14 protein-coding genes and 2 pseudogenes are annotated in these 17250 nt (G+C 47.1%); 13 read left to right on the top strand and 3 right to left on the bottom strand.

Annotation, left to right across the window (positions count from 1 at the left end; all coding sequences use genetic code 11):
- Positions 1 to 174: 174 nt before the first annotated feature.
- The 4 genes from ppdK (at position 175) to ACWGOO_RS18395 (ending at position 6568) form a co-directional block, all read left to right on the top strand.
- Positions 175 to 2850: a pyruvate, phosphate dikinase gene (gene ppdK, locus ACWGOO_RS18410; RefSeq protein ID WP_452485773.1), complete on the top strand. Its 2676-nt coding sequence runs from the start codon at positions 175 to 177 to the stop codon at positions 2848 to 2850.
- A 240-nt stretch (positions 2851 to 3090) separates the two neighbouring features.
- Positions 3091 to 4389 carry an ABC transporter substrate-binding protein gene (locus ACWGOO_RS18405; RefSeq protein ID WP_452485771.1) on the top strand — a complete coding sequence of 433 codons (1299 nt, stop codon included), beginning with the start codon at positions 3091 to 3093 and terminating at the stop codon, positions 4387 to 4389.
- A 40-nt stretch (positions 4390 to 4429) separates the two neighbouring features.
- Entirely contained in the window at positions 4430 to 4930 is a 501-nt protein-coding gene (locus ACWGOO_RS18400) for a carbohydrate ABC transporter permease (protein ID WP_452485769.1), read from the top strand.
- Between the two features lie 1065 nt (positions 4931 to 5995).
- Positions 5996 to 6568 carry a DinB family protein gene (locus ACWGOO_RS18395; RefSeq protein WP_452485767.1) on the top strand — a complete coding sequence of 191 codons (573 nt, stop codon included), beginning with the start codon at positions 5996 to 5998 and terminating at the stop codon, positions 6566 to 6568.
- Positions 6569 to 7392: 824 nt separating this feature from the next.
- Here the strand turns inward: ACWGOO_RS18395 and ACWGOO_RS18390 are convergent.
- A complete protein-coding gene (locus ACWGOO_RS18390) occupies positions 7393 to 7896 on the bottom strand; it encodes a DinB family protein (RefSeq protein ID WP_452485765.1) in 504 nt (167 codons plus the stop codon).
- A gap of 63 nt (positions 7897 to 7959) precedes the next feature.
- On the opposite strand from ACWGOO_RS18390, the gene ACWGOO_RS18385 reads away from it, so the two are divergent.
- From ACWGOO_RS18385 to ACWGOO_RS18370, 4 genes and pseudogenes are all read left to right on the top strand, one after another.
- Complete coding sequence (locus tag ACWGOO_RS18385) at positions 7960 to 8202, top strand: tyrosine-type recombinase/integrase (RefSeq protein WP_452485763.1); 243 nt, start codon at positions 7960 to 7962, stop codon at positions 8200 to 8202.
- Positions 8171 to 8470: a tyrosine-type recombinase/integrase gene (locus tag ACWGOO_RS18380; protein ID WP_452485761.1), complete on the top strand. Its 300-nt coding sequence runs from the start codon at positions 8171 to 8173 to the stop codon at positions 8468 to 8470. The genes ACWGOO_RS18385 and ACWGOO_RS18380 overlap by 32 nt, the downstream gene beginning before the upstream one ends.
- 7 nt (positions 8471 to 8477) lie before the next feature.
- Positions 8478 to 8618: pseudogene (locus tag ACWGOO_RS18375) on the top strand (carbohydrate ABC transporter permease); the annotation flags it as partial.
- A gap of 60 nt (positions 8619 to 8678) precedes the next feature.
- Positions 8679 to 8930 (top strand): annotated as a pseudogene (locus tag ACWGOO_RS18370) (gfo/Idh/MocA family oxidoreductase); the annotation flags it as partial.
- A gap of 213 nt (positions 8931 to 9143) precedes the next feature.
- Here the strand turns inward: ACWGOO_RS18370 and ACWGOO_RS18365 are convergent.
- Together ACWGOO_RS18365 and ACWGOO_RS18360 are read right to left on the bottom strand one after the other, a co-directional pair.
- The gene (locus tag ACWGOO_RS18365; RefSeq protein ID WP_452485760.1) at positions 9144 to 9983 is read right to left on the bottom strand and encodes a carbonic anhydrase; all 840 of its coding nucleotides are present in this window, start codon (positions 9981 to 9983) and stop codon (positions 9144 to 9146) included.
- Positions 9984 to 10100: 117 nt separating this feature from the next.
- Entirely contained in the window at positions 10101 to 10466 is a 366-nt protein-coding gene (locus ACWGOO_RS18360; protein ID WP_452485759.1) for a winged helix-turn-helix transcriptional regulator, read from the bottom strand.
- A 157-nt stretch (positions 10467 to 10623) separates the two neighbouring features.
- On the opposite strand from ACWGOO_RS18360, the gene ACWGOO_RS18355 reads away from it, so the two are divergent.
- The 5 genes from ACWGOO_RS18355 to ACWGOO_RS18335 all read left to right on the top strand — a co-directional run bounded on the left by ACWGOO_RS18355 (position 10624) and on the right by ACWGOO_RS18335 (position 17042).
- The gene (locus ACWGOO_RS18355; RefSeq protein ID WP_452485757.1) at positions 10624 to 11829 is read left to right on the top strand and encodes an MFS transporter; all 1206 of its coding nucleotides are present in this window, start codon (positions 10624 to 10626) and stop codon (positions 11827 to 11829) included.
- Between the two features lie 24 nt (positions 11830 to 11853).
- Positions 11854 to 12696: an aldo/keto reductase gene (locus tag ACWGOO_RS18350; RefSeq protein WP_452485755.1), complete on the top strand. Its 843-nt coding sequence runs from the start codon at positions 11854 to 11856 to the stop codon at positions 12694 to 12696.
- Positions 12697 to 12865: 169 nt separating this feature from the next.
- Positions 12866 to 13897: a LacI family DNA-binding transcriptional regulator gene (locus ACWGOO_RS18345; RefSeq protein ID WP_452485754.1), complete on the top strand. Its 1032-nt coding sequence runs from the start codon at positions 12866 to 12868 to the stop codon at positions 13895 to 13897.
- Between the two features lie 182 nt (positions 13898 to 14079).
- The gene (locus ACWGOO_RS18340; RefSeq protein ID WP_452485752.1) at positions 14080 to 15555 is read left to right on the top strand and encodes a glycoside hydrolase family 32 protein; all 1476 of its coding nucleotides are present in this window, start codon (positions 14080 to 14082) and stop codon (positions 15553 to 15555) included.
- 68 nt (positions 15556 to 15623) lie between these two features.
- Positions 15624 to 17042: a sucrose-specific PTS transporter subunit IIBC gene (locus tag ACWGOO_RS18335; RefSeq protein ID WP_452485750.1), complete on the top strand. Its 1419-nt coding sequence runs from the start codon at positions 15624 to 15626 to the stop codon at positions 17040 to 17042.
- Positions 17043 to 17250: the final 208 nt, after the last annotated feature.

Here is a 17250-nt window from a genome sequence, read left to right as displayed (position 1 = left end):
AATTAAAGTGTTTTATAAATAAGTTTATTCATTAATTAAAACATCATAAACAAATGTTATGAGTATATATTACGTCATAAATATTGAAATAACCTTCTGCTTTGTGTTACAATTTTTTTAGACATAACTGACTAATCCAGACATGCATCTCAATAAGCGGAGGGAATGAATTCAATGTTGTTGAAAAGAGTGTATTCATTTAGTGAAGGTAGGTTGGGGATGAAAGCGCTGTTAGGAGGAAAAGGCGCAAACCTCGCGGAAATGACGACACTGGGTCTTCCAATCCCTCCCGGTTTTACGGTGACCACTGAGGCGTGCCGAGCCTACTTTACTTCCGGCGGCAAGCTTCCGGAAGGGTTATTGGGGGAAATTGTAATCGCCCTGCACGACATTGAGGAAGCTCAGTCGGCTATATTCGGAGATACGAAGCGCCCCCTGCTGGTATCTGTTCGTTCAGGATCAGTCAGCTCGATGCCCGGTATGATGGATACGATTCTGAATCTGGGTCTTAATGATGGAACTGTGCGTGGATTGGCCGAGCAGACGGGAAATGAAACCTTCGCCTATGACTGTTACCGCAGATTTATTCAAATGTTTGGCAACGTAGTGCTGGGTATAGACTCCATTCATTTTGAACAGCTCCAGGAACAGAGCAAGCACACCAACGGGCGTGCCAGTGACCAGGAGGTTAGCGCGGAAGAATGGAAGGAACTGATCGCAAATTATAAAGGTCTTGTCGCAGAGCGGAGCGGACAGCCGTTTCCACAGGATGTATATCAGCAATTGCAACTGGCGGTAGAAGCTGTATTCCGTAGTTGGAACAATATGCGTGCCAAGGTTTACCGCAAGGCTTACGGTATTCCAGATGAACAAGGAACAGCAGTGAACATTCAGGCCATGGTGTTTGGCAATCTCGGCAACGACAGTGGAACCGGGGTGCTCTTCACCCGCAATCCCTCCACAGGTGTGAAGGAACTGTACGGCGAGTATATGGTGAACGCTCAGGGGGAGGATGTCGTAGCCGGAGTACGCACCCCGAACCCTATTGCGCAGCTCCAGAAGGAGCAGCCGCTAGTCTACGATCGTCTGGAAGAGCTAGCTTCCTTGTTGGAGCGTCATTACCGGGATATTCAGGATATCGAATTTACGATTGAAAAAGGAAATTTGTATCTGTTGCAGACGCGCAGTGGCAAAAGAACGGCGCAGGCGGCAGTAAAAATAGCTGTGGATTTGGTGGAAGAAGGGATCATTAGCAAAGAGGAGGCTATCCAGCGGATCGAACCGTCTCACATGGATCAACTGCTGCATCGCTCCATTGATAATTCCACGCCGCTGGTGGCGATTGCTCATGGTCTGCCAGCCTCGCCCGGCGCAGCGAGTGGGCGCATTGTATTCGACGCCGATACGGCAGAGAACTGGACAAAGGATGGGCAGAAAGTCATCTTGGTCAGTGTGGAGACCTCACCTGACGATGTTCACGGGATCATTGCTGCCGAAGGCGTGCTGACAAGTCGAGGTGGGATGACCAGCCATGCTGCTGTGGTTGCAAGAGGCATGGGTAAACCTTGCATTTGTGGCTGTGACACGCTGAGCATTGATCTGGACAGTCGGAGCGTCAGCATCGGTAACCTGACCTTTCAGGAAGGGGAGGATATTTCGCTCGATTCGACCTCCGGACAAGTGTACCAAGGAAGTCTGTCGCTCAACGAGCCGACCATTACACCGGAATTACTGAAGCTGCTGGAGATTGCGGACGGAATCCGAACGTTGAAGGTCTACACCAATGTGGATACGCCACTCGACGCAGTCAAAGCCCGGGAATTTGGGGCCGAAGGCATCGGGCTTTGTCGGACGGAGCATATGTTTTTCTCGGGCAATCGTCTGCCTATCGTTCAGGCGATGATTTTGGCCAATAATCAGGAGGAGCGGGTTCTGCATTTGGATCGTCTGCTCCAAATGCAACAATTTGACTTTGAGGCTATGTTCACTGCAATGGACGGCTTGCCGATGACGATTCGTCTGCTGGACCCGCCGTTACATGAGTTCCTGCCGAATCTGGAACAGCTTCAGGAGCAACAGCGGGAGCTTGAGCTTTTGGGGGGCCATGTAGAGGAGCTTCAACGTCTTAAAGCTACCATCTCTAAGGTGCACGACCTACGAGAAGTTAACCCTATGCTGGGTCTGCGCGGTGTTCGGCTGGGTATTCTGTTTCCAGAGATCTACGATATGCAGATTGAAGCAATTTTTAAGGCTGCGGAAGCGGCACTGCGCAAGGGCGTGGATGTGAGACCGGGGATTATGATTCCGCTGGTCGGTCATTCCAATGAACTCAAGCAAATGAGGGAACTGGTTGATGAAGTAGCCGTTCAGGTGCTTAGCGAGGAGTTCAAGTGGTTCAAGTATCGGGTGGGTACCATGATTGAGGTTCCAAGAGCCGCCCTGTTGGCAGACAGTGTGGCCCAGTACGCCGACTTTTTCTCCTTTGGAACCAATGATCTGACACAAATGACCTTTGGTTACAGTCGGGATGATGCCGAAGGTAAATTCCTCGGCTCCTATATGGAAAAGAATATTCTGGAAGCCAACCCTTTTCAGGTGTTGGATCAGGATGGCGTAGGCAAATTGATCGAATGGGCTGTTATCAAAGGTAAGGAGAAAAAGCCTTTTCTGGAGACAGGTATCTGTGGTGAGCATGGCGGGGATAGAGAATCTATTGTCTTTTGTCACCGCAGCGGACTGGATTATGTCAGTTGCTCACCGTACCGGGTGCCATTTGCCCGCATTGCCGCCGCCCAAGCAGCTTTGCTTGTCAGAGCGGAGCAACCTGAGGGAGCATTGTCCGTTTTGTAGCTGAAAGTAGTTTCTACATTTCAATAACACATTTAAGGCAGCCTTGATCCAAAGGCTGCCTTGTTTGTTTTGCACCACATTTTACATACACATATCTCGTTGGGAAGAAAAAAATTTAGATATACATGAAAATGGGGACATCGCGTCTCTCCTCCTACATATGATGATAGGGGAAGTTTTTGTGAGCGCTTTAATAAAAGGATGACATACAACTATGCGAAGCTACAGGAGGTGGTTAAGGTGGATAATTATATGAGCTGGATAGAAATTGGATTTTTTATCAGCGTTCTGTTTTTACTTGCAGCGGCAAGCAGTACCTCTCCCAAACTGGAGAACACGGAGGGGCAAAAAGTGCGGCTGACCATGCAAGTCTGGGGTAATCCTGCGGAGGTGAAGGTGTACCAGCGGGCACTGGATGCATTTGAAAAGGAAAACCCGAATATTAAGGTTAAGCTGATGCCTGTACCGGGAGACCAATATGAGCAAAAGCTGCTGACACAGCTTCAGGGAAGCCGCGGACCGGATGTGTTTTATTCGTATGAACCGACGATTGCGCGTTTGATTGGGGCGAAACAGGTACAGCCTTTGGGTGAATTTTTAAAAAGTGATGCGAGTGATGTGAAGGCTGAGGATTTTCCGGAAGGATTATGGGGACCGGCGAAGCGTGATGGCGAAATCTATGGGATCACTCCTGACTCGAATCCAATGGTGATGTACTACAATAAGAAGGTTTTTAAGGATGCCGATGTGAAGACACCGCAGGAATATTATGACGAGGGCAAGTGGAACTGGGACGCCTTTGAGGAAGTCACATCGAAGCTGAAAGCTGCCGGAAAGCAGAGCTATATTGCGGAAAACTGGTGGGCTCACTGGTATTCATGGGTGTGGTCGAATGGTGGCCGGATTTTTAATGAACAAGGCAAGTATGTACTGGATCACAATGAAAAGGGCAAAGAAGCCTTTGGCTTCATGTACGATATGGTGAAAAAGGGAAATGCGGTATATCTCGGCTCACTTCCCAAAGGGCAAGGGGCTGACGCAATGTTCATGTCCAACCAGGTCGGTATGCTGGCGGCGGGAAGATGGCTGGAGCCGCTGTTTAGCCAGAATAAAAGCCTCGATTTTGATTATATGTACTGGCCTTCCAACACGGGCAAAAATGAACCTGTCGCCATTCCGGTCGCTTACGTAGCTGTAAACAAAAACAGCCCGCATCTGCAAGAGGCCATGAAGCTGGCGGCATTCTACGCCTCGGTGAAGGGGCAGGAGGCGCGACTGGTTGAAGGTGGGAATGCCATGGGTACGCTTGCCGCCGCAGATGAGAGCATTATGAAAAAGGCGACGATTGCGCATTCCAACTATTTGACCGAAGGACGGGACAGAGGGCATGCGCATGGTTCCGCATTGGCCTACGACGCTCAGGTACCGGGATTAAATTCGGATATCACGGAGACGATTGACCTGATGTTCCTCGGCAAGCAGGATGCTGCGACAACGATTGAGAAGCTGAATCAGATCATATCGAAGGCGGTCAAGTAAGTGTCGGAGGGGATTACGACCGGGGAGGGAAGGACACAAGATGCAGAGAAAGCATCAAGCGCTGTGGGGCTATCTGTTCATTGGCCCCCAGTTTCTTGGTCTGTTATGTTTTTCACTGCTGCCGCTGCTGTATGCGTTCTATTTAAGCTTTGTGAATTGGGATGGCTTTGGCGTGCCTGTATTTGTCGGTTTGGATAATTTCAGAGGCCAATTAGCTGATCCTGATTTCTGGAAGGCACTCGTCAATACGATGTACTATATGGTGCTGGTGATTCCGGCGGGTATTATTCTGGCTTTGCTTGTAGCGACTGTTCTCAATAAAGTGAAGGGCAAGGAAATATACCGTTTGTTCTTTTTCATGCCTGTTGTGACCAGCTCAGTATCGGTCGGGATCATCTGGATGTGGATACTGAACGGCGAATTTGGCATTTTAAATCATCTGCTGCGAGCGATTGGGATTACAGGCCCGATGTGGCTTACTGATACGCAGTGGGTATTCCGTCGATTGCGCTTTGAGCATATGGCTGGGGCTGGGATATAATATGGTCATTTTCCCATACACCTCTAACGAATGGCACTTAATTCAAAAAAACATTCGTTACTTTACATTTCTTTGTAAAAGATGGATTACCTTTCGCAATAATTGTAATTCTAATAAAATTTCAAAAAAATTTTTCAATAGTTGTGGTCAAGCTGACACCACAAAAAGAGCGATTTACATCGCTCTGTAACTCTCTTCGGACAATAAAGTTGTGTACCAAAATCCAATATTTGTGTTTTATCAAGATTATAAAAATATGTACGTTAAAATCTTTAACTTTACTAACATTGCCTTACCATATTACCGCTCTATATTTAAACCAAAGCAGCCGTCCCCTGATTTTAACATAAGACTGATGACACTTGTTCAACGCTCTTGTTTTCAATAAAGAGCGTACTTTTTTTATGTTTCATTAATACTTAGAACACAACTTCATATACGTAAACAACAAGCTGAATATATGATAATTCAACGATCATTTTCATAATTAGTGAGAACTCATTGACTCGAAGTTATTCGGTTCACCCTAATTTTTCAAATTTTATGAGAATATACGCAACTCTAAAAATGCGTATTTATACAATTAATTTGTTCTACTTCTTCATTGTCAATTGTTAGCGAATAATAATGTTTTAGACTAAACAATAAAGAACTAGACTGAGATAATAAAGTTATAGACTGGCGACGCGTGGCCCGCATGCGCGGCTGCAGTTGCGCTCCCCAGCTCTTCCGGAATGAAGTCCAGCTTTGCGATTGGTGTGCCGGCGACGGCGGCCGGCATGCGCGGCTGCAGTTGCGCTCCCCAGCTCTTCCGGAATGAAGTCCAGCTTTGCGATCGGCGCTCTGGCGACGGCGGCCAGCATGAGCAGCTGCAGCTTGCTCTCCCGGCTCTTCCGGAATGAAGTCCAGCTTTGCGATCGGCGCGCTAGCGACGGCGGACGGTGTAATTAGAAAATATAGACTTATACTGGAAAATAAAGTATAATGATATAAACTACGAATATGCTTTTTTCTTGAGCCCTCTCATATGATGAGAGTAATTCAGTATTCGAGGAGATGATCTTGATGAACAAGAACATAGGGATTAAGGATATTTTGGTAAGGTTCGACGAAATTTCGAAGCATTATGTTCGGGAGCTGGATAAGTATAGTCTGGCGGAACTGTGTCGCAAGCCAAGCGAGAACGAATGGTCGCTTGGGCAAATGTACCTGCATCTGCCCCATTCCACGCTGAACTTGCAGCTCCGTCTTGCGGAGCAGTGCATGGCGCTCGGTGGCGGCAGCGAAGAGGGCGGCGGGAAGACGGAGGCCGGCCATGCCGTGTTTGAGCAAGGGAGCTTCCCACCGGTTCGCATTCAGGTACCGGCCGACTTGCAATATACGCCTCCTCAGCCAGAGAGCAAGGAGCAGCTTGTCGCCAAGCTGGAGGAAGCAATGCGCCGCATGCATGAGATTGGGGCGTCGCTGCAGAACATAGACCCAGAGCGGCTGCAGCGAAAGGCGACTCATCCGGCTGTAGCCTTCGGCGCGTTAAACGCGGTCGAATGGTTCACGATGGTGGAGATGCATTACCGTCATCATCTTCTTCAAAAGGAGCGGCTGGACGCTTTCTTACAAACTGCAGAGTTATTAGGCTAACAGGACACGATAGTTGAATGTTGACCACAACAGCGGCCAGTCTAGAATTTTATTTTCGCGTCCTTATCTGCCGCTGTTGCATTTGTCGGATCAGTCTAAAACATATTTCTCAAAAGCTGACGACCTTTGAAATGGACAATCGCGTAAAATCAGCAACTCCAGTCTACAACTTTATTTTCTTCGAACATCAATTATGATAATTTTTCTCGTTCAACCTGTAAATTTTCTCACTAATTATGACACTATCTTCGATCAATAAAGTTGTGTACTAGCGAGTCAACTACAAATATTTTCACCTTTGCGATACACAATAAAGTTGTGTACCAAAATCCAATATTTGTGATTTATATTTTTTTAATAAAATTCTAAAAATATGTACGTTAAATCCTTATAAATATGTTCTCCTGTCTTTAATTTTTCTAATATTTCTTTACCATAATATCGCTCTCTATTATTTAAACCAAAGCAGCCGTCCTGATTTTAACAAAGCCTGATGACACTTGTTCATCAGGCTTTTGATTTTACTAAAAGTGATTCTTTTATTATGTTTCATTAATATTTAGTACATAACTTTATTGTCTATTTCTTGATTAGTACACAACTTTATTGTTTAGTACATAACTTTATTGTCTGTAGACAGTAACATTCATCTATGTATTCAGTTGATTTCCTGGCCGTCTGCCCCCCGCCTCTCCAATTTTGAAAGGCAGAAGCAAACAACGGACTGGTTTGACCAGGAAACGAACAAGGACGCTTTTGGGTCGATCCAGGCACACATATAAATAGCTCCCTGAACAAAGGGGAGGGAGCTTCTATATGTTTCTTTAGACCGCCGGCGGCTCCATCCCCATCTGAGACCATTCTTCCCGGGCAGGTCCGAATACGCCAGGAACCTTCAGCCCGGCTTGACGCATCAACACGGTCATCTGACCCAGGTGGTGCGTCTGATGTATGATCAAAACGGACAAGGTGAATCCGTTAGGCCACTGCTCACCGTACATATCACACGTCTCAGCCAGCGTGGCATCTGTCCAATGTGTTTGAATAGCTTTTAACACATTCTGGCTTGCTTGGCGGTAATGATCCGCAATCACTTGTGCGGAAGTCTGTAGCGCTGCATCATGATGAGGGGCTTCAAACTCCAGGCCTGTACGGGACATCATTTCGTGGATGGCGGTCACAATATGCCAGGCGATCCGCCCCAAAGTACGGTCCTGCGGGGATACTTCTTGAGCCAAAGATGCGTCGGTAAGGGTATCGAAAATTTTTTGAGTGGAACCACTCACTTTTTTCCAGTGTTCAGCAAACACTTGAACAGTTGTAAACATGTAAAATCCTCCTAGATTTCAATTGGAATTATTTAAAGATCTTAATACATATTCGACACGAACATGAATTCCCCTTTTCCCTCTTTACAAAGCTGTTTAATTATCGTCAAAACGCTACTTTATACCGGTGTTCGCGTGAGCGAGCTTATTAATATCAAATTAACTGATGTCGATTTTCATTACTGTCAAATCTGGATAAATAAAGGCAAGGGGAGCAAGGATCGGATCGAATCGTACCCTTCCCTCAATCATTCAAGGAAATGTTGGCCATTCTATGCGAAAAAAACAGGCGCTCTATTTGTTTGAATCTTCATGGAAGAAAAAGTACACAGATCGGGGAATCCGAAAGATTTTGGTCAAATATTCCGAAGAGGCAGGATGGGTTCAAAATCTATCGCCGCACAAGCTGCGCCACTTCCTATTAACCTGGCTTAAAAAGCAGGGCATTGATGACGCGCTTATTCAGCCGTATTCCGGACATGAGGGCCGAAAATCATTGGAGGTTTACTCCAAACTTGCAATCACCGATGCCCAGCAGGAATATAACGAAGTAATCAATAAATTCCCCATTTAATTACATCTACTTGGTTTCGCTGTTGCTCAACAATTTCAAAGGGCTGTATACCTCCGATTGGTCGCTAATGATGGCGGGTACCACCATTTCCGTCGTTCCGGTGCTGATCGTCTATATGATTGCACAAAAACAAATATCGAAGGCGTAAATGGATAATAATATATAATTTGATGATGAATTTACAATAATGCGAAAAATTCGCTCTTTCGCGTTCTGTGACGTCAATCAGACGAGAGTGGACTATGCCAATCGGCTGTTGCAGGAGAAATACGACTATGAGCCGATTCCGACCTATAAAGCTCATGAATTTGAACGGATGATTGCAGAAACGAAGCCGGAGACGGTGTACGCGATGGGCGATCTGAAATTTTATGGACGGGAAAATGCGGAACAGCGCGGCGTGACTGAATTCTACCAGCGTGCGTACGGCAGCAAGGCAGCGGAAAATGCCCCATTTGCGGGCGCACGGTCCATTTTAACGGGCATTGCCGTCAATCGCTCTATCCGTACGGGCCAGCCAGTGAAGGTGGAGGAACTGGTGCGTTTGTAAAGAATGGCAACAACTAAAATAACCAAGAAGCTCCCTGTTTATCTTATGGACAGAGGGGCTTCTTGGTATTTTACTGTCAGCGGCGGCAGAGTTTCTGTTAGCTGTCGTAGGGTACTTATTTTATTATTTATCGGCAGTCAGTTTACGGGCTCCAAGCTGTTGCACAGGACGATGGTTATCAGGAAAAATGGTAGCGAACCGACTGATTTGGTCTGCTGACATTTCGATAGGCTGTTCCAGTACCGTCCAGTTCACATGCTCCGTACATGGCGGGGTAGTCAGAGAGCCGTTGTAGCGAACCGAATGCAGGTCCTTCGGCAGGAGCGCAGCAAGATTAATTCCTTCCTCCAGAGCCGATTCTTGGGTGGTAGTATCTTTCGGCAGTTGGGACCAAATACTGTTGAAGGCTTTGTTTTCCTTGCCCTTTTGAATAAGGACGCCTAAAACTGCTGTGCGGCCGTTGTCGCTCTGATGAACAAAGTGAAGCTCCATCTCGGCATTTTTACCATCAATCTGGTGCTCGCTGGGATGATGGAAATGAAACTGCTTTAAAGTATAACGAGTCCCGTCTACCACAATAGTATTGTCGGGGCTTGCTGTGTTGAGTTGAATCGAATGTCCGTTATTCAAAATGGATACTTTCGTGTTGGCGTAATGAACCTGCAACGGTTGCTCCGTATGTGAAGCTTCCAGACGAGTATGTTCTATGTTGACGGGGGATTGTTCCTGGCCGTTACCGCAAGCAGCAAAATCTTTTTCCAGCTCTCCCCAATGCTCCGGTCCCTGATCTCCCTCATAGGACCAGTGTGGTTTTTTCTGAACAACCGCATGGGCGCTACTAGTTGATGAAGATAAAGTGTTGGTGGTCTTAGAAGTGGCGGGCTGAGAATTACATCCGGTTGCCGACACAACCAGGAAAATAGCAAACATGCTGGACAAGCAAACTCTCCAGTTTTTTTTCATTGTGCATGATCCTTCTTCCAAAGTAGAGTGTGTGAAACTTTTTACATTGTAAATTATTGTACAAAGTTCTATCAAGGGTACAAGGACTTAGAAAGAAGGAAAGGATGCATTCTTTTTTTACAGCTTATTCAAAATGTTATCCTCCAGTACAGCGGATTTATCTCCGTACTCTTTAATAATATGCTTTTCTCCCCAGGCACATAGAGAATTCAAAATGCCTTTCAGACTACATCCATATTCACTAAGCTCGTACTCCACTTTGGGAGGCACCTGATTGTAGCTAATCCGATTGACAATGCCATCTTCCTCTAATTCCCGAAGCTGCTGCGTCAGCATTTTTTGTGTAATCGAAGGCATGATGCGCTTCAATTCGCTTGTCCGCATTTTTCCATGTGTCAAATGACACAGGATCACACACTTCCATTTCCCCCCGATAACCTCCAAAGTCGCCTCAACTGAGATATTGTATTTTTTCTGACCCAATGCCGATCCCTCCGTGTGTTTCACTTTTTGTTTAGGGTACTTTTTGGTACCTATATCACTAAAAAGTACGTACTGTTTATACTTGCCTGAATAACTCATAATAACATTTGCTGGTCGAAGATTTCTATAGATAGAAGTAAAGAGAGGAGTGAAACACATGTCGCCAGAAAGAAAACGAAGTATCTGGCCATTATTGGCTTTAGCCGTAAGCGCCTTTGCGATTGGGACAACCGAGTTCATTAGCGTGGGGCTGCTGCCCCTGATCGCTGAGGACTTGCACATATCCGTAACCATGTCTGCCTTAACCGTCACGTTGTACGCATTAGGGGTAACCGTCGGGGCGCCTGTCCTGACCTCGTTAACATCCAGTGTTCCCCGTAAAACGCTGCTGCTGTGGATCATGATTGTATTTATTGCAGGCAACAGCCTCGCTGCGTTCTCCAGTGGAATTGTCATGCTGCTGATTGCACGCGTGATCTCGGCATTTTCCCATGGGGTGTTCATGTCCATCGGCTCCACCATCGCAGCCGATCTTGTGCCTAATGACCGCCGAGCCAGTGCCATTTCCATTATGTTCTCCGGGCTGACCGTAGCCACGGTCACGGGTGTACCCTTGGGAACCTTTATCGGACAGCAATGGGGCTGGCGAGCGGCCTTTATGGCGATTGTGATCGTCGGTGTGGTGGCACTTACCGCCAATCTGATTTTGCTGCCATCTAATCTGCGCAAAGGGAACAGACCCCCCTTCCGCGAGCAGGTCAAACTGGTTACCAATGGTCGCTTGCTAATCGCATTTATCATTACAGCTTTGGGGTATGGAGGCACATTTGTGGTGTTTACTTATTTATCTCCATTACTTCACGACATAACCGGATTTAAGCAAAGTACGGTAACGTTTATTCTTTTGCTGTATGGAATCGCGATTGCCATCGGGAATGTCATTGGTGGAAAAGCAGCAAACCGCAAGCCGCTTTCAGCTTTATTTTACATGTTCCTGATTCAAGCGATTGTCCTGCTCGTCCTGCTGTTCACCGCTCCTTTTAAAACCGCCGGACTGATTACGATTTTCTTCATGGGATTGCTTGCGTTTATGAACGTGCCCGGCCTACAGGTATATGTGGTGATGTTGGCTGAACGTTTTGCCCCCAAAGCCGTAGATGTCGCTTCTGCCGTCAATATCGCTGCTTTCAACGCGGGAATTGCGATTGGAGCTTATGTAGGTGGAATGGTGACGGATGCTCTGGGTCTCATTCATACGACCTGGATCGGGGCGATTATAGTTTTCGCTGCGGTTCTACTCACAGGCTGGAGTCGCACGCTGGAAAAAAGGGATACAATCACCGCAATAGATTCACAATCTTAAAAAATGCAGAGAGGAAGATAAACAATGACTCAAAACTTACAAAGCACAACAACATTGCACAACGGAGTTCATATGCCTTGGTTCGGAATAGGGGTATTTAAAGTGGAGGAAGGCGCAGAGCTGGTCGATGCCATCAAAGCGGCTGTGAAGCATGGTTATCGCAGTATAGATACAGCTGCAATCTATGCGAATGAAAAAAGTGTAGGACAGGCCATTCAGGAAGCCCTTCAGGAGAATAACCTGTCCAGAGAAGACCTTTTCGTGACGTCCAAAGTGTGGAACGCCGATCTGGGGTATGAAGAGACACGGGCAGCCTATGAAGCAAGCCTGGACAAGCTGGGTCTGGAGTATCTGGATCTGTATTTGATTCATTGGCCGGTTCAAGGGAAGTATAAAGAAGCCTGGAGAGCTTTGGAGTCCTTGTATAAAGAAGGGCGGATCAAGGCTATAGGAGTCAGCAACTTCCAGATTCATCATTTGGAAGACCTTATGAAGGATGCAGAGATCACACCAATGATAAATCAGGTGGAGTTTCATCCACAATTAACACAAGCCGAGCTGCTGCAATTCTGTCAAAAGAACAATATTCAAATGGAGGCCTGGTCCCCGTTAATGCAAGGTCAATTGCTCAATCATGCGGTACTGCAAGACATAGCGGACAAGTATGGCAAATCGGTGGCACAAGTGATTTTACGCTGGGATGTGCAGCAAGGAGTTGTTACCATTCCCAAGTCTACCAAGGCGCATCGGATTGCTGAAAATTCCGACATTTTTGATTTTGAATTGACGCAAGAGGATATGGATGGAATTCAGGCGTTAAATGCGAATCATCGGGTAGGTCCCGATCCGGATAACTTTGATTTTTAAACTCAATTTCCAAGATACGCCGTTTCTTTCTTCAATGAAGGGAACGGTGTTTTTTGTCCATGATGGGTCTGGAGCCACAGCATTCCAACCCCACCATATGTTATTATAGGGGGATGAAAAAAAAGACGTTTTGGAAGCTTGTGAAAATGAAGACAATCCGGGGGAGCTCATGAATAAGACGATTGCAGATATAGCCCAAATGGCTGGCGTATCCAAGAGTACGGTATCCCGTTTTTTGAACGGTGGAGCAGTCAGTTTGGATACAAGACGTAAAATTGAAAAGGTGGTCAAGGCTACGGGATACGTGCCTAATACTTTTGCCCAGAGCCTGAAAGCGAAGCGGACTAACATAATTGGAACCGTTGTGCCACGTCTGGATTCTTTCGCGACATCCCATACGCTGATGGGTATAGATGAAGAGCTGCGGGCCCAGCATTATCAGATGCTGATCTCGAATACGAGCCAGGATGTGAAGCGTGAAATCGAAGCCATTTACGAGTTGGGTCGGCAAAAGATTTCCGGTATTATTTTGCTGGCCGCTGAAATTACTGACGAGCATCTGACTGCAATTCGCGACATTGCCATTCCGGTTTTGCTGGTGGGACAGCAGCACACGCAGCTTCATAGTCTTATCCATGATGACTACCGGGCGGGATATGATATCGGCGCGTATGTTCTGTCACAGGGCCACCGTGAAATTGCCTACGTCGGCGTTACGGAAAAGGATGTCGCTGTTGGTGTGCGGCGCAAGGAAGGTTTTAAGCAGGCTGTTCGGGATGCATTGCCCGCTCAAGCTTATACGGACGATGTGAAGCAACTGGAGCAAGCAGCCGGGTACGAGATCAGATACTATGAAACCGGATTTAAAATGTCCGATGCACGGGTGGCTGCGTCTGCGATTTTAGATGGATTTAAGCCGTCGTTAATGGTGTGTGCTACGGATAATATAGCACTTGGCGTGATCAACGCGGCGTATTCCAGAGGGATTACCATTCCGTCGGAATTGTCGGTGACCGGCTTCGGGGGATACGATATTACGGAGGTGATTCATCCCGCGCTGACAACCGTGCAATATCCGTACATGGAAGCAGGACGCGTAGCGGCGCAAAATATTGTACGGCTGGTAGAACACAAACCGGTAGAGAAAGTGACTGTTATGAATTATTCTCTGATAGAGAGAGAAAGCGTTGACAAACGCTGAACAGGTGGATTATAATTTCTACGAAACCGGTTCCACGGCACTCGGGCACAAGTGGAATCGGTTACAAATCCATGGATGAGTAATCTTTTAATCGCATGGGAATCGGTTCCTGTATATTATTTTTTTCATTGAATTGGAACCGGTTCCCAAGACGAAAGTTTTAATAAAAATGAGGTACACCTATGAAAATGACAAAAGAACAAAAGTATCGACTGATTGAGCAGGCAGAGCCCGGTGAAATAGCCAGCTTGGAGAAAAAGGTGGAGCAATGTCACTGGCGGCAGGAGTTTCATATTCAGCCATCGACAGGCTTGCTCAATGATCCCAATGGCTTTTCGTATTATCAGGGTGAATACCATTTGTTCTATCAGTGGTTCCCGTTTGGAACCGATCATGGAATGAAATACTGGTATCATTTGAAGTCCAGAGATTTGGTCACATGGGACGACGCAGGCATCGGTATCGCACCGGGTGATTACTTTGATTCACATGGTGCTTATTCAGGTAGCGCGATGGAGCATGAGGGCAAGCTGTATATGCTGTATACGGGAAATACGCGTGACGGGGACTGGATCAGACATCCTTATCAATGTATGGCCGTTATGGATGAGAGCGGTCTCATTACAAAATGGGAGCATCCCGTTATTCCAAATGTGCCGGAAGGATATACGGATCATTTTCGTGATCCCAAGCTGTGGAAGGACGGGGACAGCTTTTACTGTGTGATCGGTGCCCAGAGAGCGAATGCAACAGGCTGCGCCGTCCTTTATCGGTCAACCGACCTCCATACGTGGAAGTTTGAGGGAGAACTGCGCACAGGGCTGGAGACGTTTGGATACATGTGGGAATGCCCGGATTATTTTGAACTGGACGGCTCGGGTGTATTGGTATTTTCTCCTCAGGGCCTGGAGCCTTCCGAGGATGAGTATCACAACATTTATCAATCGGGTTACGTGATCGGCAAGCCGCTGGATACCGAGACCAGAATATTGGAGCATGGGGCATTCCGCGAGTTGGACCGAGGCTTTGACTTTTATGCACCGCAGACGATGGTTGACCCGCAGGGGCGGCGTATTATGGTGGCGTGGATGGGATTGCCGGATATCGACTATCCGACAGATCCGAACGGATGGGCGCATTGCCTGACGCTGCCGAGGGAGCTTACGCTTCATGAGGGTAAACTCATACAAAGGCCGATACCTGAGCTGACTACGCTGCGTAGAAAGCGTGAGGAGCGGGTAGCCGACACATTAACGTCGGAGAGCAAAACCTATACGGGCTTCAAGGGTACGGCTTATGAGCTGATTTGTGAGTTTGATCTTTTGAGCGCCAAGGCGTGCGGTATTGAATTCCGCGCAAGTGCGACCGAGAAAACGGTGATCCGATATGATGCCGTCAGCCGCAAGCTTGTGATGGACCGTTCGCAATCGGGTGAGCCTGTCGCTGCTTCGTATGGTGAGATAAGACAGTGTGCATTGAATGGGGACCGTATCAAGCTTCATCTGTTCGTGGATACGTCTTCGGTTGAAATTTTTGTCAATGATGGGGAAGAGGTGTTCACCAGTCGTATTTTTCCGCACCCAGAGAGTGACGAAATACGCTTTTTTGCCGACAAGGGAGAGGCTCTCTTCCAAGCGGTAAAATGGGATTTTACATGAATATTCAAATCATCAAGTGGATCGTTAATCATCAATAACATAACGGAATGAACGAGAGGATGAACATCATGACGGAGAACCGGGAAATAGCCAAAGAAGTGATCCAAGCAATCGGTGGGAAGGAAAATATTGCGTCCTTTGCTCACTGCGCGACACGCCTGCGGATTATGGTGCATGACAAGGAAAAGATCGATCAGAAAAAGGTCGAAGAAATCGACAAGGTCAAAGGAGCTTTTTTCAACTCAGGTCAGTATCAGGTTATTTTTGGTACAGGTACGGTCAATCGAATTTTTGAAGAGGTCGAGAAGCTCGGAGTGACCGGATCATCTAAAGAAGAAGTGAAGAGTCAGGCGAAAAAGGAAGGCAACATCTTCCAACGCTCCATTCGTACCTTTGGCGACGTATTTGTACCGATCATTCCGGTGCTGGTTGCTACAGGGCTGTTCATGGGATTGCGCGGCTTGCTTACCCAGCCGCAAATTCTGGCCCTGTTCGGCATGACGCCGCAGAATATTTCACCGAATTTCCTATTGTTTACCCAAGTATTGACGGATACGGCTTTTGCTTTTCTACCTGCGCTGGTCGCGTGGTCAGCCTTTAGAGTATTCGGCGGTAGCCCGGTGCTCGGTATCGTTCTCGGTCTGATGCTGGTGAACCCGGCCTTGCCCAACGCCTATGCTGTTGCGGACGGCTCAGCTCATCCCTTGACGATGTTCGGCTTCATCCCTGTGGTGGGTTATCAAGGCTCGGTATTGCCAGCCTTCTTCGTGGGCTTGATCGGAGCCAAACTGGAACGGGGGCTGCGCAAACGGGTACCCGAAGCGCTGGATCTGATTCTTACGCCATTTTTAACACTGTTGATCATGATTACACTCGGGCTGTTTGCCATCGGTCCGGTTTTCCATTCTCTTGAAGAATGGGTACTGCAAGGAACGACGCTTGTACTGGATTTGCCTTTCGGTATCGCAGGGATTGTCATCGGTTTTCTGCATCAGATTATCGTAGTTACAGGTGTGCATCATATATTTAATTTTCTGGAAATTCAACTACTTGAAAAGAATGGCGTAAACGCCTTCAACGCGATCATTACTTGCGCTATGGCTGCCCAAGGTGCGGCTTGTCTGGCGGTTGGACTGAAAACGAAGAACAGCAAGCTGAAAGCGTTAGCGCTTCCTTCCTCGTTGTCCGCTTTTCTGGGGATTACGGAGCCGGCTATTTTCGGGGTTAACCTGAGATACATGAAGCCTTTTGTCATGGGGCTGATCGGCGGAGCGGTCGGCGGCTTTATCGCTTCGATCTTCCATTTGGCAGCTACGGGTATGGCGATTACTGTAATTCCGGGTACATTGCTCTACATGAATCATCAACTTCCGCTTTACATTTTGGCGAACTTGTCTGCCATGGCTGTAGCTTTTGTCCTGACTTGGATGTTTGGCTATAACGATAAAATGCTGGAGGAAGTTAAAACAGCGGGTTCCTCCAATTAACACCGCTTAGGTGATATGAGTACATGCAGACACATGCTCATGAGTAAAAATGTAATGGTCGCTCCACGCGGGGCGGCCTTTTTTGTGTGTATGCAGGTTTACTTCAGAAATGGAACTAGGGCGTGTATTCAAACCTAAGCAAGCCAGATCATAATCGAGGCCAACGTCAAAAAAGCCTTGAAGGTGCATGTCAATTTATCAAAGCGAG

It is taken from the genome of Paenibacillus sp. NPDC055715 (genome assembly GCF_053617595.1).
The sequence above is the reverse complement of the archived record's forward strand: the minus strand, read 5'-3'. Positions and strand labels throughout refer to the sequence as shown.